This window comes from Roseovarius sp. MS2 (genome assembly GCF_051447875.1).
In the GTDB taxonomy this organism is placed as follows: Bacteria; Pseudomonadota; Alphaproteobacteria; order Rhodobacterales; family Rhodobacteraceae; genus Roseovarius; species Roseovarius mucosus_A.
In genome coordinates this window covers 4,072,965-4,090,633 of sequence record NZ_JBKHVF010000001.1, presented here as the reverse complement: position 1 = coordinate 4,090,633, position 17,669 = coordinate 4,072,965, and the positions used below count along the sequence as shown (strand labels likewise).

The window sequence follows — 17,669 nt, the reverse complement described above, 5'->3', positions numbered from 1 at the left end:
CAGGGCGGTTAGAGACTGGCCGGTGGAGACGCGACGCCTGTGCGCAAAACGCTGACAAGGCCATGATTTCATTTCAATTTATTATCGTGGCGGCAGAGGTGTCTTTTCTTGGACAGGGGGCGCGCGCCTTGTTCTGATGATCCTTGAGGGGATGTATACGCGTGCATCCCAAGGGGAAGACTGAGGGAGGACCAGCCGTGAGCCAGATCGAAACCTTCTATGATGTGATGCGCAGGCAGGGGATCACCCGGCGCAGTTTCATGAAATACTGCTCTTTGACCGCTGCTGCTTTGGGGCTGAGCCCGGCCATGGTGCCACGCATTGCCCATGCGATGGAGACCAAGCCGCGCACGCCGGTGATCTGGGTGCATGGGTTGGAATGCACCTGTTGTTCAGAGAGTTTCATCCGCTCGGCGCATCCGCTGGCCAAGGATGTGGTGCTGTCAATGATCAGCCTTGATTACGACGACACGCTGATGGCGGCGGCGGGGCATGCCGCTGAGGCGGCATTTGAAGAGACGATCCAGAAATACAAGGGCCAGTATATTCTGGCGGTCGAGGGCAATCCGCCGCTGAACGAGGACGGGATGTTCTGTATCACCGGGGGCAAGCCCTTTGTGGAAAAGCTGCGCCATGCGGCCAAGGATGCCAAGGCGATCATAAGCTGGGGCGCTTGTGCGTCTTATGGCTGTGTGCAGGCGGCCAAGCCCAATCCGACGCAGGCCACGCCCGTGCATAAGGTGATCACGGACAAGCCGATCATCAAGGTGCCGGGATGCCCGCCGATTGCCGAAGTGATGACCGGGGTCATCACCTATATGCTGACCTTTGACCGTCTGCCGGAATTGGATCGGCAGGGGCGGCCGGCGATGTTTTACGGTCAGCGTATCCATGACAAGTGCTATCGTCGGCCGCATTTTGATGCGGGCCAATTCGTTGAGGCTTGGGACGACGAGAACGCGCGCAAGGGCTATTGCCTCTATAAGATGGGGTGCAAGGGGCCGACCACCTATAACGCTTGTTCCACCGTGCGCTGGAATGAGGGCGTGAGTTTTCCCATTCAATCGGGCCATGGCTGTATCGGCTGTTCCGAGGATGGGTTCTGGGATCAGGGCAGTTTCTATGACCGGGTGACGGACCTGACGCAGTTCGGGGTTGAGGCCAATGCCGACAAGGTGGGGATAGCCGCCGCCGGTGTGGTGGGCGGCGCTGTGGCGGTTCATGCCGCCGTTTCCGCGCTGAAGGCCGCGCAGAAAAAGACCCAGACCGAACCCAGCAAGCAATCCAGCAAAGAGGAGGCATGAGCCATGACTGTGACCCCAAACGGCTTTGACCTCGACACGACAGGCCGCCGCATCGTGGTGGACCCGGTGACGCGGATCGAAGGGCATATGCGCTGCGAAGTGAATGTGGACGAGCAGGGTGTGATCCGCAACGCGGTCTCGACCGGCACCATGTGGCGGGGCTTGGAGGTGATTTTGAAGGGCCGCGATCCGCGCGACGCCTGGGCCTTTACCGAGCGGATTTGCGGGGTGTGTACCGGCACGCATGCGCTGACATCGGTGCGCGCGGTTGAGGATGCGTTGGGTATCACGATCCCCGACAATGCCAATTCGATCCGTAATATCATGCAGTTGAACCTGGAAATTCATGACCATGTCGTGCATTTCTATCACCTGCATGCGCTGGATTGGGTGAACCCGATCAATGCGTTGCGCGCCGATCCCAAGGCGACGAGCGAATTGCAGCAGGCGGTGAGCCCGTCGCATCCGCTGTCTTCGCCGGGATATTTCCGCGATGTGCAGAACCGGCTCAAGAAATTTGTCGAGAGCGGGCAGCTTGGCCTGTTCAAGAACGGCTATTGGGACAATCCCGCCTATCTCTTGCCGCCTGAGGCGGATTTGATGGCGACGACGCATTACCTTGAGGCGCTCGATCTGCAAAAGGAGATCGTCAAGGTTCACACCATCTTTGGCGGCAAGAACCCGCATCCCAACTGGCTGGTGGGCGGCGTGCCCTGCCCGATCAACGTGCATTCCACCGGGGCGGTAGGGGCGATCAATATGGAGCGGCTGAATTTGGTCAGCTCGATCATTGATCTGTGCAACGAGTTCAATCGCAACGTGTATTTGCCGGATGTCATTGCCATTGGTGGCTTTTATAAAGGCTGGCTGCATGGCGGTGGGCTATCGGGAAAATCGGTCATGGCCTATGGGGACTTCCCCGAGAACCCCAATGATTTCTCGCCCGCCAACCTGCATTTGCCGCGCGGCGCCATTATCAATGGCAATCTCAACGAGGTGCATGAGGTTGATGTGCGCGATCCTGACCAGATTCAGGAGTTCGTCGATCATAGCTGGTATCGCTATGGGGAGGCGGGCAAGGGGCTGCATCCGTGGGATGGCGAAACCGAGGCCAATTACGAGCTTGGCCCCAATGCCAAGGGCACGCGCACCAATATCCTAGAGATTGACGAGGCGGCGAAATATAGCTGGATCAAGGCCCCGCGCTGGAAGGGGCACGCGATGGAGGTGGGGCCGCTGGCGCGCTATGTCGTGGGCTATGCGCAGGGGCATGAGGATATCCGCAATCAGGTGGATGGCCTGTTGCGGGCGCTCGATGTGCCGTTTGATGCGATCTTCTCGACCCTTGGGCGGACGGCGGCGCGGGCGCTGGAAAGCGAATATTGCGGGCGGCTGCAAAAGCATTTCTTCGACAAGCTGGTGCAGAACATCAAGAACGGCGATGAAAGCACTGCAAATATTGCGAAATGGGACCCAAGCACATGGCCCAAAGAGGCCAAGGGCGTGGGCATGACCGAGGCACCGCGCGGCGCGCTGGGCCATTGGATCAAGATCAAGGATGGCCGCATCGAGAATTATCAATGCGTGGTCCCGACCACCTGGAACGGTTCGCCCCGTGATACGGCGGGCAATATCGGGGCGTTCGAGGCAAGCCTGATGAACACGCCGATGGAGCGCCCCGACGAGCCGGTCGAAATCCTGCGCACACTGCACAGTTTCGATCCGTGTCTGGCCTGTTCGACGCATGTGATGTCGGAAGAGGGTGCCGAGTTGACCACCGTCAAGGTCCGTTAAGCCAAGGGAGGAGAGGGCAATGAAATACGCGATTACGATGTATCTGGCTGGGGCTGGCGCGGCACTGGCGCATCCGGGGCATGATCTGAACCTGCCGCAGGAGGGGGTGTCGCATTGGTTGGCAGCACCTGTGCACGCGCCGGGGCTGATCCTGTTGGCGGCGTTTCTGGGCGGGCTGGCGGTCTGGCGCGCTGCGCGCAACCGGGATTGAGGGGGCCATGCCATGAGCACGACCGAAAGCGGGCTGCAAGACGTGGATGAGAGCGATCTTGCCACGGTCAGCCGACAGACAAGCGTCTATGTCTATGAGGTGCCGGTGCGCCTGTGGCATTGGATCAATGCGGCCGCGATCCTGATCCTGTGCGTGACGGGCTATTTCATCGGCTCGCCGCCGCCGTCGATGCAGATTGCCGAGGCCACGCATCAGTTTGTCTTTGGCTACATCCGGTTCGCGCATTTCGCAGCCGGGTGGATTCTGACGGTAGGATTTCTGGGGCGGATGTATTGGGCGATCTTTGGCAATCACCATGCGCGGCAGCTATTCTATGTGCCGATCTGGCGAGGGTCCTGGTGGCGCGAGGTGTTTTTTGAGGTGCGTTGGTATCTGTTTCTGGAACGTGCCCCCAAGAAATACGTGGGCCACAACCCGCTGGCGCAATTGGCGATGTTCTGTTTCATCACCCTGGGGGTGAGTTTCATGATCGTCACGGGCCTTGCGCTTTATTCCGAAGGGTTGGGCAAAGAAAGCGGGCTTTATGCGCTCTTTGGTTGGGTGTTCACGCTTTTTGGCAACAACCCGCATATCGTGCATACCTATCATCATCTTGGCATGTGGTGGATCGTGATTTTCATGATCGTGCATATCTATGTGGCGATCCGAGAGGATATCATGAGCCGTCAATCCATCGTCTCGACGATGATCTCGGGCACGCGGACCTTTAAGGATGATCTGCCGGACTGAGGGGTTTTTCTGGGACGAGAGTGCAGAAAAGCGGGCGTTCGGCCCGCTTTTTTATTTGGTTGATTGGTTTCCGAATTGATGTGAATGTGAAAAGTAGCTTTGCATATTGTTGCGATCCAGAGCGCTAATCATCTGTTTTTAATTCACTTTTTAGCAGGGTGCGTAAATCGGTTTTTGGTGTTCACCGGCATGCCAAGGTGGCCATTCTAGGGCCAGAGATAAGGCTGCGGCATGGAGGAGGGGACATGCAACCGAGCGTGCTGATACTGGGCATCGGAAACGTGCTCTGGGCGGATGAGGGGTTTGGTGTGCGCTGTGTCGAGCGGCTGGCGGCGCGCTGGTCGTTTGGGCCGGGGGTGACGGTGCTGGATGGTGGCACGCAGGGGCTATACCTTTTGCCGTTCATGGAGGCCGCTGACCGGCTGATCGTGTTTGATGCGGTCGATTATGGGCTGGTGCCCGGCACGATGAAGATTGTCGAGGACGAGGCCGTGCCCGCCTTTATGGGCGCGAAAAAGATGAGCCTGCATCAGACCGGATTTCAGGATGTGATCGCGACGGCGCAACTGATGGGCTATTGCCCGGACCACCTGTTGCTGATCGGCTGTCAGCCTGAAGAGCTGGAGGATTACGGCGGCGGGCTGCGGGCCGTTGTGGCGGCGCAGATTGATCCGGCGATTGAGGTGGCGCTGGCGCGGTTGCGCGACTGGGGCGTTGAGATGCGCCCCGGTATGAGCGATGCCACCTATCTTGCGGATCCGTCGATCCGGCAGGACGCCTATGAGACGGGCCGTCCGAGTGCCGATGTCGCCTGTCGCGTTGGCGATGCGCGGTTCTTTCCCGGTGAGGGCTGAGCCATGTGTGTGGGGATTCCCATGCAGGTTCTGTCGGTCAATGGGATCGCCGCGTGCGCCACGGATGGCGATGACGAGACGTTGATTGATCTGACGCTGACGGGCGCGGTCGCCCCCGGCACATGGGTTCTGACCCATCTGGGTGCCGCGCGCGAGGTATTGGATGCGGGCGAGGCGGTCAAGATCGCCGCCGCCGTGCGCGCGCTCAAATCCATCATGGCGGGGGGCGGTGTGGGCGATGCCTTTGCCGATCTGGAGGCGCGCGCGCCTGCCTTGCCGCCGCATCTGGAAACCGCCCGCGCTGCGGGCAAGACAACCGCATGAGAGAGGGAAGGCCATGACACATCCGTTGATTGACCGGCTGAGCGCCGAACTGGGCTGGCCCTATTTGAATACGGCGGACGATCTGACCGCCTTTACCATGGGTGAGGGGGTGCATGCCTTGTTCATCCCCGGTGATCCCGCGCGCAATCTGGAGAGCGCCGATGTGGCGGTGATCCTGCCCGAATTGCGCATGGCCTTTCAGGGGCGGTTTGATTGCGCCGTGGTGGGCGATGCGATTGAGACGGAACTGCGCGAGGCGACCCGCGTGCTGAAAACGCCCAGCCTGATTTTCTACCGCGCGGGCGCGGTGATCGGCGCGCTGCCCAAGGTGCGCGATTGGGATGAATACATGGCCCGGATCACGCAGATCCTGACCCGCAGCAACGCCGCCTGAGGAGGGCACGATATGGTCAGCAATTTTCACCTGCCCCCCACCGGTTTTGGCCCCGGATCACAGCCCTTGGGCGAGGAGGGCGCGGCGCTGGAATATCTGCCGATGCCGCAGGACATGCGCGCCTATTCCCCGCATCTGCCCGAGGTCGAGGTGGACGACCGCCTGATGCCTGCCCTAGACCTTTTGGGCGGGATTGCCCGTGCGGCGACGGCCTGCGGGCGGGATGGGGTGAACCGGCGGTTTGATCTGTCGGGGTTGGACGCCGCCAATCGTGCGCTTGTCGCCGAGACGATGGGCGCGGGCGAGGTGGCGATCAAGATCCACGACATTCCAGCGATTGCGGTGCAGGAAAGCGTTTTTGCCGGGGTTTGGGGGCTGAAAGGCGCGGGAGTGGATGCCATCGAGGTTGGGCCGGTGCCGGCACAGGCGCTGAGCCGCGCCTTTGCCCCGCGTCGGGCCATGCGAGAGGTGCCGCGCAGCGCACAGGTGGTGAATGCGCCGCCGCTGTTGATTGAGTTGCAGGATAAATCGGCGCATTTCGTGCCGGGGGCAGAGGCGCATGTGATCAACCTCACGCTTTTGCCGCATACCGAGGCAGATCTGGAGTGGTTGGAGGCGCAGCTTGGCCAAGGCTCTGTCGATATTCTGTCGCGTGGCTATGGCAATTGCCGGATCACTGCGACCGCCTTGCCGCATGTCTGGCGGGTGCGGTTCTACAACTCGATGGATGTGCTTATTCTCGATACGTTCGAGGTGACGGCCATGCCCGAGGTGGCCTTGGCCGCGCCTGAGGATTTGGACGACAGCGGCGGGCGCATTGGTGAAGTGTTGGAGGCGATCCGATGAGCGGCTTTGAGGGGTCGTATCTGGGGGCCAATGACAAGATCAGCCCGCAGGCGATCATGGAATGCAAGATTTGCTGGACGCCCTATGATCCGGCTGAGGGCGACGACACCCGGCAGATTGACCCCGGCACGCCGTTCATGGCGCTGCCCGAGGATTGGAAATGCCCCAATTGCGATGCGCCCAAAGAGCAATTTCTGGTGGGCGAGGACCCCGGCAGCGGGGCCATTGCAGAGGCGGCGATGATCGGGGCCAAGACCCATGCGCTGGTCACGGATTTCACCGAAGTCTGGCATGGCAAAATGCGCGATGTGCCGATTGTGAACAAGCTTTTGCATGTGCAAGCGGTGGGGTTTCTCGTGCATGAGGGGCGGCCAATCGGGGTTTTGATCAGCCCGTGGTTCATGAACCTTGTGGTGCTTGCGGGCGAGGGTGAGGATTGGTCGACCCTTGTGCCGGGGACCAAAGAGGTGATCGGATTTGCCTCGGGCGAGTATGAATTCATCCACAATGTGCGCGAGATGGTGGGGGGCTATAAGGCCTGTTCGCTGTTTTCCCCGATGGGCGAGTTTCGCAGCCAAGCGCAGGCGGTTGATGTGGCACGGGCGGTGATGGTGGCGCTCTTTCAGGACGAGCATCGTGCCGAGACCGACCGCGCCGTCGATATCCGCGCTGCGCGCGAGGCGGAATTGGCGCTGTTAGACGTGCCGACGTTGCCAGAGGTTCTATCGGAGGCCCCGACCCGGCGGCAGGTGATTTCCGGCGGTTTGGCAGGCGAGGGTTGAGGCGATGCTGGACCTTGACCGGAACGTGAGTGGCTTGCGCGCGGTGCCTGCACCGCCCCTGCCGCTGGCGCGTCTGGTCGAGGGGCGTGAGGTGGAGGCGGTGGCCGAATTGCTGCCGCGGCTTTTCAACCTCTGCCGTGTGGCGCAGACACTCGGGCTGCGGATGGCCTTGGGGTTGGAGAGGGGTGAGAGCGGCGCGCTTGCGGCTGAGATTGCGCGCGAACATGCGCTGAAGCTGAGCGTGGTCTGGCCGGTGCGGCTGGGCCTGCCTGCACAGGTGGGCCGGGAGGTGCTGGGCGGTGACTTTCCGGGCGATGCGGACGGGTTTGCGCGGTATATGGGGGGAGATGTCGGGATTGGGCCGCTGTTGCGGGCGGTGGCGGGGCGGTTCGGGCCGGGCGAGGGGGTTTGTGGCGTTATGCCCGTGGTAACCCCCGAGAGCATTTTCACCCTGAGCGCGCAAGAAAACTCTATCGCCGCGCGGCATCTGGTGCATCCGGTGATGCGCCATGTCGAGGCGCACTATGGGCGGGGGCCGCTCTGGCGCGTTGTGGCGCGGGCGCTCGATCTGCAAGCGGCGTTGCGGGGCGATTTGCCCATACCGCAGCTTACCCCGGACGGGGTGGCGGTGGTGCCCGCCGCGCGCGGGCTTTATGCGGTGCGGGCCGAGGTTCGGGCGGGCCGGGTTTGGCATCTTGAGCGGGTGACGCCCACCGATCACCTGATGGCGTGTGGCGGACCCATGGCGCAGGCGCTTGCCAGCCTGCCGCGGGCCAAGCATGCTGAGGCGGGGCTATTGGTCGATCTGCTTGATCCGTGCTCGCCGGTCACGCTGGAGGGGGGCGCAGATGCATGAGATGTCGTTGGTTGAGGGCATGCGCCGGGTGATCGAGGATCAGGCGCGGGTGCATGCCTTTGCACAGGTCAAGGTGCTGCGGGTCGAAATCGGGCGCTTTGCCTGTGTCGAGAAACCGGCGCTGGAATTTGCCTTTGATGTGGTGATGCGCGGCAGCGTGGCCGAGGGGGCGCGGCTCGAGATGGTCGACTTGGTCGGTCGGGCGCTGTGCTACGACTGCATGACCGAGGTCGAGATTGCCGAGCGGCTGTCGCCCTGTCCGGACTGTGGCGGCGGGCGGCTGATGCCGGTGGCGGGGGAAGAAATGCGGATCAAGGATATGGAGGTGATCTGATGTGCACGGTTTGCGGATGTGGAACGGGAACGGTCGAAGGGCAGGGGCATGATCATCACCACCATGCCCCCCATCATCATGGCCACGGCGATTTGCATTTCGGCCATGGTCCGGCGGGGGTTGAGGTGGCGGGGATGTCTCAGGCGCGGCTGATCGAAATCGAGACCGATATTCTGGCCAAGAATGACCGTTATGCCGCCGCCAACCGGGCGCGGCTGGCAGCATTAGGGGCCTTTGCGATCAATCTTGTGTCGTCACCGGGATCGGGCAAGACCACCGTTTTGTGCAAGACGATCGAGGCCTTGGGCGCGCAGCCCTTGGCGGTGATCGAGGGCGATCAGCAGACCGCCAATGATGCCGACCGCATTCGTGCCACCGGGGCGCAGGCCGTGCAGGTCAATACGGGCAAGGGCTGTCATCTGGATGGGCATATGGTGGGGCATGCGATGGAGCATCTGGATCTTGCGCCCGCCTCGCTGCTTTTTATCGAGAATGTCGGCAATCTGGTTTGCCCCGCTGCGTTCGATCTGGGCGAGGATTGCAAGGTGGCAATCCTGAGTGTGACCGAGGGCGAGGACAAGCCGTTGAAATATCCCGATATGTTCACCGCCTCACGGCTGGCCTTGCTGAACAAGGTTGATCTTGCCCCCTATTGCGATGTCGATCTCGATCTCTATGAGGCCAATCTGCGCCGCGTCAATCCGGGGCTGGAGGTGATCCGCATCTCGGCGCGCACGGGCGAGGGGATGCAAAGCTGGCTGGGCTGGTTGCAAGGCGCGCTGGCGCGCAAAGCGGCCCGCGCGGCGGCGGAGTGAGGGATGACGACCCTGCCCACCCTTCTGCTGGTCGATGACGAGGCGCATTCCCTGAATGCCATGCGGATGGCGTTGGAGGATGAGTTTGATTGTCTGACGGCCTCGGACGCGGACGAGGCGGCGCGGTTGATGGCCGAGCATGACGTGCAGGTGATTTTCTGCGATCAGCGCATGCCCGGACGCTCGGGTGTGACGTTTCTGACCGACATGCGCGACCGCTGGCCTGAAACGGTGCGCATTATCATCACCGGGTTCACCGAAACCAATGACATGATCGCGGCGATCAATGAGGCGGGGATTTATCAGTTTGTCACCAAGCCTTGGCATCCCGATCACCTGTTGATGACCGCCAAGAATGCCGCCGACCTTTTTCGTCTGAGCCGCGAGCATGAGCGGATGTCGCTGGAAATGCGGTATCTGGCGCGCACTGTCGAAAGCAAGCTTGGGCAGCAGCGTCGGGCGCTGCGCGAGGGGCTGGGATTTGAAAAGGTGCTGCGCGCACCCAATTCGCCGCTCAACGCCGTGATCGCGCAGGCGCGGCAATACGCGAGTTTCGATGTGCCGGTGTTGATCACCGGCGAGGCGGGCACCGGCAAGGCGGCTCTGGCGCGGGCGATGCACTATGGGTCGTTGCGCGCGGACCGACCGTTTCAGGAAATCGACTGCACCGGGGTTGAGGACGATATTCTCGAGTTGGAGCTGTTCGGCGCAAGGCGGGGTGCGATTGCGGGGCTTCAGACCGGCAAGGTGGGGCTGGTGCAAAAGGCGGATCGGGGCACGCTGTTCCTTAATGGTCTGGCGGGGCTGAGCCCGAGGATGCAACTGGCGCTGTTGCGGGTGGCGCGGGACGGGGCGTTTCGCCCGGCGGGCAGCCATGAGGTGAGCCGTGTTGATCTGCGGCTGCTGGGGGGCGCAGACTGCGATTTGCGTATCGCGGTGGCCGAGGGGCGATTTCGCGCGGATCTGTATTATGCCCTGGCGCGGGCGGTGCTGGAGATGCCGCCGCTGCGCGAGCGGCGGGGCGATATCGGGCTTTTGGCGCAAACGCTGTTGTTTGACGCGGCGGCGGCGCATGGCAAGCCGGTGCATGGTCTGTCAGAGGATGCGACCCGGTTTCTGGCGGGCTATGACTGGCCCGGAAACCTGCGCGAGTTGGAAAACGAGGTCACGCGCATGTTGATCTTTTCGCAAGATAGCGTGCTGGGGCCAGAACTGATCTCGCGGCATATCCTGCAGGCGGCGCCCGGCACGCAGCCTGATCTGGCCTTGGGGGCGGTGTTGACAGGGCGCGGCACGCTGAAAGACCGGGTGGACGAGGTCGAGGCGCGCATTCTGCGCGAGACCCTGACGCGGCTGAAATGGAACAAGAGCCGCGCGGCGCAGGAACTGGATCTGAGCCGAGTGGGCCTGCGCGCCAAGATCGAGCGTTATGGCATCGAGGAACCGGGCAAAGTGCCCCAATCAGAGGAGGAGTGAGCCATGTGTCTGGGAATACCCGGTCAGATCATTGCCGTTACCGATGCCGCCCGCATGATGGCCATGGCCGAGGTCTCGGGTGTGCGGCGCGCGGTCAATGTGGCCTGTATTGCGCAGGGGCCGCTTGACGATCTTGTGGGGCAATGGGCGCTGATCCATGTGGGCTTTGCCATGGCGGTGATTGACGCCGACGAGGCGGCCAAGACGCTGGAGGCGTTGCGAGGCTTGGGCGAAGCGCAGGAAACGCTGGAGGCCATGGCGGCGGGCGATGCGGCACTGGAGGGGCAGGTATGAAATACGCAGATGAATTCCGCGACCCCAAGGCGGCGCAGGCGCTTTTGGCGCGGATTGCCGCTGTGACGGATGAGATTGGCGCGACCGCGGAAAACCCCACGCGCATCATGGAGGTTTGTGGCGGGCATACCCATGCGATCTTTCGCTACGGCCTCGACAAGTTGGTGCCGGAGGGTTTGGATTTCATCCATGGCCCCGGCTGTCCGGTCTGTGTGCTGCCGATGGCGCGGGTGGATGAATGTGTGGAACTGGCCGAAGATCCGCGCGTGATCTTTACCACCTTTGGCGATGCGATGCGCGTGCCGGGTAGCGCCAAGAGCCTGCTTCAGGCCAAGGCCGAGGGGGCGGATATCCGCATGGTCTATTCGCCGCTGGATGCGCTGGAAATTGCGCGGCGCAACCCCGAGCGCGAGGTTGTTTTCTTTGGTCTGGGGTTTGAGACCACGACGCCGTCAACGGCGCTGTCGATCCAAGCGGCGGCGCGTGAGGGGTTGGCGAATTTCAGTGTGTTTTGCAATCATATCACCGTGCCACCCCCCATCAAGGCGCTGCTCGATGACCCGTATATGCGGCTGGATGGGTTTGTGGGGCCGGGGCATGTGTCGATGGTGATCGGCATCCATCCTTATGATTTCATTGCCCGCGACTATGGCAAGCCCATCGTGGTGGCGGGGTTCGAGCCACTGGACCTGCTGCAATCGGTGCTGATGGTGCTGGAACAGATCCGCGACGGGCGGGCGGAGGTGGAAAACCAATATGCCCGTGTGGTGCCGGAACATGGCAACCCGGTAAGCCTTGCGGCGATTGCCGATGTCTACGAGCCGCGCCCCTCGTTCGAGTGGCGGGGCTTGGGCGAGATTGACGCAAGCGGGCTGCGCATCCGCCCGGCCTATGCTGCCTATGACGCAGAGGTGAAATTTGGCGTGGGCTATGGGGCCGAGCGCCGCACTGTGCCAGAGCCCGAGGGCTGCGCTTGCGGGGCGGTGATGACGGGGCGGATCAAGCCGGTGGAGTGCCCACAGTTTGGGCGCGGCTGCACGCCAGAGATGCCGCTTGGCGCGCTGATGGTCAGCTCGGAAGGGGCCTGTGCCGCCTATTATCAGTATGGCGGTGCGCGGGCTGTGGAGCGGGCGGGATAGGGGCGCTGCCCCTGCGCCTTTGGTGCTCTTCCTGAGTATTTTTGGAAAGATGACAGCATGAGTTTGAGGGATACGCGGGTCACGCTGGCCCATGGCGGCGGCGGCACGGCGATGCGGGATCTGATCGAAGAGGTGTTCACATCGGTTTTTGCGCCCGAGATGATGGAGGATCAGGCGCGGCTGATGGATGCTGCCTTGCAAGAGCCGGGGGCGCGGCTGGCGTTCACCACCGACAGTTTCGTCGTCGATCCGGTCGAGTTTCCGGGGGGCGATATCGGCACGATTGCGGTCTGTGGCACGGTCAATGATCTGGTGGTAGGGGGCGCGCGGCCACTCTGGCTGTCGGCGGCGTTCATCATCGAAGAGGGAACCGAAGTGGCGCTCTTGCGGCGGATCGTGGGTTCGATGCAGGCGGAGGCAGAGGCGGCAGGGGTGCGGATTGTGACCGGGGACACCAAGGTGGTGGGGCGCGGCATGGCGGACAAGCTTTTTGTAACCACTGCGGGTGTTGGGGTGATCCCGCCGGGGCGGAATTTGCAGGCCGGGCATATCCGGGTGGGCGATGTGGTGCTGGTCAATGGCGTGCTGGGCGATCACGGCGCGGCGATTTTGGCGGCGCGGGGGATATGGCGCTGTCGGTGGATCTGGTGTCGGATTGTCAGGGATTGGGGCATCTGATGGAGGCGGTGCTGGCGGCGGCACCGGGCACACGTGCGGCGCGCGATGCGACGCGGGGCGGTGTGGCCTCGGTGCTCAATGAGATGGCGGCGGCGGCGGGGCTGGCGATTGAGATTGACGAGGCGGTATTGCCGTTGCGACCAGAAGTCCGGGGGATTTGCGAGATCCTTGGGCTTGAACCGCTCTACCTGGCGAATGAGGGGCGGATGGTTTTGGTGGTGCCTGAGGCGGAAGCTGAGGCGGCGCTGACTGCGATGCGCGCGCGCCCCGAAGGTGCCGGCGCGGTGGCGATTGGGCGGGTGTTGTCGGGGCGTGCCGGTCAGGTCACGATGCGCACGCTTTTTGGCGGTGCGCGGATTGTTGACATGCTGGTGGGCGAGCAATTGCCGCGGATCTGCTGAGATAGGGGGCGTTTGCGCGCTTAGTGCAGGAGCGCGTCAGCCCCTGCTGCGAGAGACAGAATGATGGCGACAGTCAGCAGGACCGAGAGAGCCCCAAGTATGAGGCCGACGAAGGTCACGAGCCCGTCACGTTCGACAATGCCCACGCCCACGGTGAAGAGCGAGACCGCCGGGAACCAGCCGCTGAGCGGCACTGGCAAGAAGAGCGCGAAGGCGATCACGAAGAGCACAAGACCGAGCGGACGCTCGTTGCGGCGCGCAAAAAGCGTGATGTAGCGCGGCCTTAGGATACGCTCTAGCCGCCGCGTTACAGGGCGTAGGCGCAGCACGCCGCGACGCAAGCGGTCTTGGTCGATGCGCAACCCCGCAAGCCGCGCGGGCAGGCGGACATGCGGATACCCCAAAGCCATCTGGCCGGATGTAACCAGCAAAGGCAAAGCCGTCAAAAGCGTTGTGCCGGGGGCAGGGGCAGGAGTGTCACCAGCGAAAACACTACAATAGCCCAACCAAAAGAGGTTTCGCCCAAGGCGGTAAGGAGCGTGCCCAAGGTCAGGGTTCCGGCGCGATGCTGGGCGCGCGAGGTTCGCAGGATCGGAAGCGACAGCGAGGGTCGTTTCCGCTTGGCTTTTTTGCCTGTCATTCTGCGCCTCTCACAGTTCCGGGCGACATATCGGATGCCGCGCGGCCGAATTCAATCGCTGCTCTCTGTCTAGTCGCGAATGATGACGAATAAACATCGAAATTTTGCGCCACCCCTTCTCTTTTGGTCTGTGGACCCTTAGGTGCCCCCACGTTGTGTCCGGGCAGGCGCCGGGATGAACAAGGCAAGTCAGGATTCCAGATGTTGCACGATCTCGTTCTCGTGGCCGCGGGCCTCGTTCTTTTGTTTGTGGGCGGTGAGGCGCTGGTACGGGGCGCGGTGGCAATCGCTGAGCGGATGGGCGTTTCCAAGCTGTTGATCGGATTGGTGATCGTGGGCTTTGGCACCTCGACGCCCGAATTGCTGGTGTCGGTCAAAGCTGCTCTGGATGGGGCGTCGGAAATTGCCTTGGGCAATGTGGTGGGATCGAACATCGCCAATATACTGCTCATCTTTGGTTTGGCGGCGGTGATCGCGCCGGTCATGGGCTGGGCGCGGACAGCGGTGCGCGAGGCGTTGGTGGCGACCTTGGTCAGCCTTGTCGCCTTTGCGCTGGTGCAGGGTGCGGTGATCAGCCGGATGGAAGGCATCGCCATGCTGCTGGTTTTGGTGGGCTATCTGGTCGCCAGCTATTGGTTGGAGCGGCGCGACCGCAGCGCGCAGACCTTTCAGCATGAGGCGGAGGCGTTCGCTGGGGGCGTTGCCGCGCGTCGCTGGGTGCCGCCGCTATTGGCTTTGGGCGGTATCGTGGCGCTGGTGTTCGGTGCGGACCTGCTGGTTGAGGGGGCCGTGAACATCGCGCGCGTCTATGGCGTGCCGGATGCGGTGATCGGCCTGTCGCTGGTGGCGATTGGCACGTCTTTGCCGGAACTGGCCACCGCCATCGTCGCCGCGATCCGGCGGCAATCCGATGTGGTGCTGGGCAATGTGATCGGCTCGAACATCTTTAACATTCTGGCCATTCTGGGCGTGACCGTGGTGATCCAGCCTATTGAAGTCAGTGCGCGGTTTCGTGATGTCGACACGCCGGTTATGCTTGGCGTGGCGCTTTTGCTGCTTGCGCTGCTTTTTGCCACGCGCAGGATTGGCCGGGGTTGGGGTTTGGTGATGCTGGGGCTTTATGCGGCCTATATGGTTATGCTTTTCACGGGTGGCATGGTGGCGTGATCGGCACAGGGGCGGCGCGATCCGGCAAAAACCTGCCCTAGCCCCGACAAGCTTCGATTCCCAATTCCTGAAATTCCAGCTATTTCAGGGATATGGATATTGTTCTTGTCACGACGATCATTGCGTCGCTCTTTCTGGTAATCGCCGCGGCTGACCCTTTGGCTGCGCGCCTGCGGCTGCCCTATAGCGTGATCCTCGCCTGTCTGGGGATGCTGATCGGGGTCGGGGCGATCTTTTTCCTGCGCACCGAGTTGACCGATGCGCTCAACCCGGTGGCCGAGGCCATTCTGGGCCTGCCGATCCGGTCGAATGTGTTTCTTTATGTGTTTCTACCCACGCTGCTTTTTCAAGTCACGCTCGGGGTCAACCCGCGACGGATGATGGATGATTGGGTGCCCATTCTGGTGCTGGCGGTGGTGGCGGTGGTGGTGGCGACGCTGGCGGTAGGCTATGCGTTGGCCTATGCGAGTGCGCTGCCGCTGGTGGCGTGCCTGCTGATTGGCGCGATTGTCAGCACGACCGACCCGTCGGCGGTGGTGGGCATTTTCCGCTCGATTTCCGCGCCACGCCGTTTGTCGCGGATCATCGAGGGCGAAAGCCTCTTGAATGACGCGGCGGCCATTGCGCTTTTCGGTCTTTTCATGGCGTTTGTGATGTTGGGGGTGCCTGACCCAAGCTTTCAGGACGCCTTGGCGCAGTTTCCGGTGCTGATTGCGGGGGGCGCTGTGGTGGGCTGGCTCACGGCGCGCATTGCTGTCTGGCTTATGGCGCTGATGGCGCGCTATGAGCTTGCGGTGATCTCGGTCTCGGTGGCGTTGCCGTATCTAGCCTATATCGGCGCGGAACTGAGCATAGGGGCGTCAGGTGTGATCGCCGTTGTGGCGGCGGGTCTCACGCTTAACCTTACGGGTCCGGCGCGATTGCCGCCGCTTATCTGGACCAACCTGCGCGAGGTCTGGGATTTGCTGGCGCATTGGGCAGGGGCGCTTATCTTTATTCTCGCGGCGCTCTTGATACCGCGTCTTCTGGAAGAAGTGCGGGCGGGGGATTTTTTTCTGATCATCGTGGTCATTGCCGCGGCGGTGGCGGCGCGGGCGGTGATCCTCTTTGGCCTTATGCCAGTGTTGAGCCTGCTCAAGCTGTCGCCGGTGGTGGAACGGCCCTATCGCGTCGCGATTCTCTGGGGGGATTGCGCGGGGCGGTGACGCTGGCGCTCGCCCTTGCTGTGACCGAGAGTTTTAGGGTGCCGGTCGAGGTCAAACGGTTGGTGGGTATTTTGGCCACCGGCTTTACCCTTTTCACGCTGTTGGTGCAGGGCACGACCTTGAGATGGGTGATCGGGCGGCTGGGGCTGGACCGGCTTACGCCGCTGGATCAGGCGCTGAGCAATCAGGTCATTGCCGTGGCGCTTCAGACCGTGCGCGCGGATGTGGCGCGCACCGCCGAGAATTATGAGCTGACGCGCGAAACCGTGCGTTCGGAGGCCAAGCGCTTTGCCGAACGGCTGGACCGGGCGGTGGAGACCGCAGAGGAGGGGGCCGAGATACAGGACCGCGACCGCATCACGCTGGGGCTGATCGCCTTGGCGGGGGCGGAGCGCGATACCATTCTGGCGCGGTTTCGCGAACAGGCGATTTCGGCTCGGCTGTCGGAGCAGATCCTGACCGAAGCCGACCGGCTGATTGAGGCTGCGCGCTCGGGTGGGCGGACCGGCTATCAGCGCGCAGCGCGGCGCAGTTTGCGGTATGGGCGCGCGTTTCGCTTTGCGGTGCTGCTGAATAACCGGCTGCGGATTTCGCGGCCCCTTGCCTTGATGACGGCGGACCGGTTCGAGGTGCTGTTGTCGCAGCGTCTGATCCTGCGCGACCTGAACGGGTTTATTGATGGGCGCATTCGGCGCATTCATGGCAAGCGGGTGGCGGACCTGTTGCACGAGTTGCTGACACGGCGGCAGGAGGCGGTGGAAACCGCGCTTGAGGGATTGCGGCTGCAATATCCCGGTTATGCCGAGGAATTGGAGCGGCGGTTCATCCGGCGCACCGCGCTGCGGCTGGAAGAGCGCGAATACGGGATGTTGCGCGAGGATGGGCTGATCGGGGCGGAATTGCATGTGTCGCTGATGCAGGACATCGCCACGCGCCGGTTGCGTGAGGAGCAGCGCCCCAAGCTTGATGTGGCGGTGCAAAAGGCCGAGTTGGTCCGGCAATTTCCGCTGTTTGCCGATCTTGATGAACGCAGTTTGCGGCAGCTGACGCGCGCGTTGCGGACGCGGTATGTCAACGAGGGCGATGTGATCCTGCGCAAAGATTCGCCCGCACGGCGCGTGTTCTTTATCGCTTCGGGTGCAGTAGAACTGGCGGTTGCGGGGCAGACATGGCGTTTGGGCCGGGGCGAGATGTTTGGACAGATGGCCATCCTGATGCAGAAACCGCGCCGCACCGCGGTCACGGCGATTTCGTCCTCAACCCTGCTGGTGCTGGATGAGGTGCGGTTTCGGCGGTTGCTGAAACGCAGCGCGGGGTTGCAAGAGGCGGTGCGTCAAAGCGCCAAGGCGCGCGGGGTCAAGACAGATGCGTTCACCATTCCCGCGCTGATCGACGCATAAGGCTG

Annotated in this window: 16 protein-coding genes and 3 pseudogenes; 18 read left to right on the top strand and 1 reads right to left on the bottom strand. The window is 62.4% G+C overall.

The window, feature by feature from the left end:
* The first annotated feature begins 197 nt into the window (after positions 1-197).
* From ACLGGT_RS20005 to hypE, 16 genes and pseudogenes are all read left to right on the top strand, one after another.
* Positions 198-1,304: a hydrogenase small subunit gene (locus ACLGGT_RS20005; protein ID WP_008282510.1), complete on the top strand. Its 1,107-nt coding sequence runs from the start codon at positions 198-200 to the stop codon at positions 1,302-1,304.
* A 3-nt stretch (positions 1,305-1,307) separates the two neighbouring features.
* A complete protein-coding gene (locus tag ACLGGT_RS20000) occupies positions 1,308-3,098 on the top strand; it encodes a nickel-dependent hydrogenase large subunit (protein ID WP_437197348.1) in 1,791 nt (596 codons plus the stop codon).
* A 19-nt stretch (positions 3,099-3,117) separates the two neighbouring features.
* Positions 3,118-3,309 carry a hypothetical protein gene (locus ACLGGT_RS19995; protein ID WP_437197347.1) on the top strand — a complete coding sequence of 64 codons (192 nt, stop codon included), beginning with the start codon at positions 3,118-3,120 and terminating at the stop codon, positions 3,307-3,309.
* 12 nt (positions 3,310-3,321) lie between these two features.
* Positions 3,322-4,059, top strand: a complete 738-nt coding sequence (cybH, locus tag ACLGGT_RS19990) for a Ni/Fe-hydrogenase, b-type cytochrome subunit (protein WP_008282506.1) — start codon at positions 3,322-3,324, stop codon at positions 4,057-4,059.
* Between the two features lie 245 nt (positions 4,060-4,304).
* Positions 4,305-4,913, top strand: a complete 609-nt coding sequence (locus tag ACLGGT_RS19985) for a HyaD/HybD family hydrogenase maturation endopeptidase (RefSeq protein WP_081506508.1) — start codon at positions 4,305-4,307, stop codon at positions 4,911-4,913.
* A gap of 3 nt (positions 4,914-4,916) precedes the next feature.
* On the top strand, positions 4,917-5,237 hold the full coding sequence (locus tag ACLGGT_RS19980) for a HypC/HybG/HupF family hydrogenase formation chaperone (RefSeq protein WP_437197346.1): 321 nt from the start codon (positions 4,917-4,919) through the stop codon (positions 5,235-5,237).
* A 13-nt stretch (positions 5,238-5,250) separates the two neighbouring features.
* Entirely contained in the window at positions 5,251-5,631 is a 381-nt protein-coding gene (locus ACLGGT_RS19975) for a hydrogenase accessory protein (protein ID WP_081506506.1), read from the top strand.
* 12 nt (positions 5,632-5,643) lie between these two features.
* Positions 5,644-6,477: a hydrogenase expression/formation protein gene (locus ACLGGT_RS19970; protein WP_437197345.1), complete on the top strand. Its 834-nt coding sequence runs from the start codon at positions 5,644-5,646 to the stop codon at positions 6,475-6,477.
* Positions 6,474-7,259 (top strand): [NiFe]-hydrogenase assembly chaperone HybE, encoded by a 786-nt coding sequence (gene hybE / locus ACLGGT_RS19965; RefSeq protein ID WP_437197344.1) that lies wholly within the window; start codon positions 6,474-6,476, stop codon positions 7,257-7,259. The genes ACLGGT_RS19970 and hybE overlap by 4 nt, the downstream gene beginning before the upstream one ends.
* 4 nt (positions 7,260-7,263) lie before the next feature.
* The gene (locus ACLGGT_RS19960; RefSeq protein ID WP_437197343.1) at positions 7,264-8,115 is read left to right on the top strand and encodes a hypothetical protein; all 852 of its coding nucleotides are present in this window, start codon (positions 7,264-7,266) and stop codon (positions 8,113-8,115) included.
* Positions 8,108-8,449, top strand: coding sequence for a hydrogenase maturation nickel metallochaperone HypA (gene hypA, locus ACLGGT_RS19955; protein WP_437197342.1), 342 nt, complete (start codon positions 8,108-8,110; stop codon positions 8,447-8,449). Before ACLGGT_RS19960 ends, hypA begins: the two co-directional genes overlap by 8 nt.
* Positions 8,449-9,264 (top strand): hydrogenase nickel incorporation protein HypB, encoded by an 816-nt coding sequence (gene hypB / locus ACLGGT_RS19950; protein ID WP_437197341.1) that lies wholly within the window; start codon positions 8,449-8,451, stop codon positions 9,262-9,264. The genes hypA and hypB overlap by 1 nt, the downstream gene beginning before the upstream one ends.
* Positions 9,265-9,267: 3 nt before the next feature.
* Positions 9,268-10,740: a sigma-54-dependent transcriptional regulator gene (locus tag ACLGGT_RS19945; RefSeq protein ID WP_151978987.1), complete on the top strand. Its 1,473-nt coding sequence runs from the start codon at positions 9,268-9,270 to the stop codon at positions 10,738-10,740.
* A gap of 3 nt (positions 10,741-10,743) precedes the next feature.
* Positions 10,744-11,034, top strand: coding sequence for a HypC/HybG/HupF family hydrogenase formation chaperone (hypC, locus tag ACLGGT_RS19940; RefSeq protein ID WP_008282495.1), 291 nt, complete (start codon positions 10,744-10,746; stop codon positions 11,032-11,034).
* Positions 11,031-12,173 carry a hydrogenase formation protein HypD gene (gene hypD, locus ACLGGT_RS19935; RefSeq protein WP_008282494.1) on the top strand — a complete coding sequence of 381 codons (1,143 nt, stop codon included), beginning with the start codon at positions 11,031-11,033 and terminating at the stop codon, positions 12,171-12,173. The genes hypC and hypD overlap by 4 nt, the downstream gene beginning before the upstream one ends.
* A 57-nt stretch (positions 12,174-12,230) precedes the next feature.
* Positions 12,231-13,252, top strand: a pseudogene (gene hypE, locus ACLGGT_RS19930) (hydrogenase expression/formation protein HypE).
* Positions 13,253-13,272: 20 nt separating this feature from the next.
* Here the strand turns inward: hypE and ACLGGT_RS19925 are convergent.
* A pseudogene (locus tag ACLGGT_RS19925) lies at positions 13,273-13,892 on the bottom strand (exopolysaccharide biosynthesis protein).
* Positions 13,893-14,093: 201 nt separating this feature from the next.
* On the opposite strand from ACLGGT_RS19925, the gene ACLGGT_RS19920 reads away from it, so the two are divergent.
* Positions 14,094-15,059 carry a calcium/sodium antiporter gene (locus tag ACLGGT_RS19920; protein ID WP_081506497.1) on the top strand — a complete coding sequence of 322 codons (966 nt, stop codon included), beginning with the start codon at positions 14,094-14,096 and terminating at the stop codon, positions 15,057-15,059.
* Between the two features lie 92 nt (positions 15,060-15,151).
* A pseudogene (locus tag ACLGGT_RS19915) lies at positions 15,152-17,664 on the top strand (cation:proton antiporter).
* Positions 17,665-17,669 lie beyond the last annotated feature (5 nt).

Coding starts and splice junctions, on each gene's coding strand:
- ACLGGT_RS19945 (WP_151978987.1), top strand. CDS start 9,268: ATGACGACCCTGCCCACCCTTCTGCTGGTCGATGACGAGGCGCATTCC.
- ACLGGT_RS19920 (WP_081506497.1), top strand. CDS start 14,094: ATGTTGCACGATCTCGTTCTCGTGGCCGCGGGCCTCGTTCTTTTGTTT.
- hypB (WP_437197341.1), top strand. CDS start 8,449: ATGTGCACGGTTTGCGGATGTGGAACGGGAACGGTCGAAGGGCAGGGG.
- hypC (WP_008282495.1), top strand. CDS start 10,744: ATGTGTCTGGGAATACCCGGTCAGATCATTGCCGTTACCGATGCCGCC.
- ACLGGT_RS19970 (WP_437197345.1), top strand. CDS start 5,644: ATGGTCAGCAATTTTCACCTGCCCCCCACCGGTTTTGGCCCCGGATCA.
- hypA (WP_437197342.1), top strand. CDS start 8,108: ATGCATGAGATGTCGTTGGTTGAGGGCATGCGCCGGGTGATCGAGGAT.
- ACLGGT_RS20000 (WP_437197348.1), top strand. CDS start 1,308: ATGACTGTGACCCCAAACGGCTTTGACCTCGACACGACAGGCCGCCGC.
- ACLGGT_RS19975 (WP_081506506.1), top strand. CDS start 5,251: ATGACACATCCGTTGATTGACCGGCTGAGCGCCGAACTGGGCTGGCCC.
- hybE (WP_437197344.1), top strand. CDS start 6,474: ATGAGCGGCTTTGAGGGGTCGTATCTGGGGGCCAATGACAAGATCAGC.
- ACLGGT_RS19960 (WP_437197343.1), top strand. CDS start 7,264: ATGCTGGACCTTGACCGGAACGTGAGTGGCTTGCGCGCGGTGCCTGCA.
- hypD (WP_008282494.1), top strand. CDS start 11,031: ATGAAATACGCAGATGAATTCCGCGACCCCAAGGCGGCGCAGGCGCTT.
- ACLGGT_RS19980 (WP_437197346.1), top strand. CDS start 4,917: ATGTGTGTGGGGATTCCCATGCAGGTTCTGTCGGTCAATGGGATCGCC.
- ACLGGT_RS19995 (WP_437197347.1), top strand. CDS start 3,118: ATGAAATACGCGATTACGATGTATCTGGCTGGGGCTGGCGCGGCACTG.
- ACLGGT_RS19985 (WP_081506508.1), top strand. CDS start 4,305: ATGCAACCGAGCGTGCTGATACTGGGCATCGGAAACGTGCTCTGGGCG.
- cybH (WP_008282506.1), top strand. CDS start 3,322: ATGAGCACGACCGAAAGCGGGCTGCAAGACGTGGATGAGAGCGATCTT.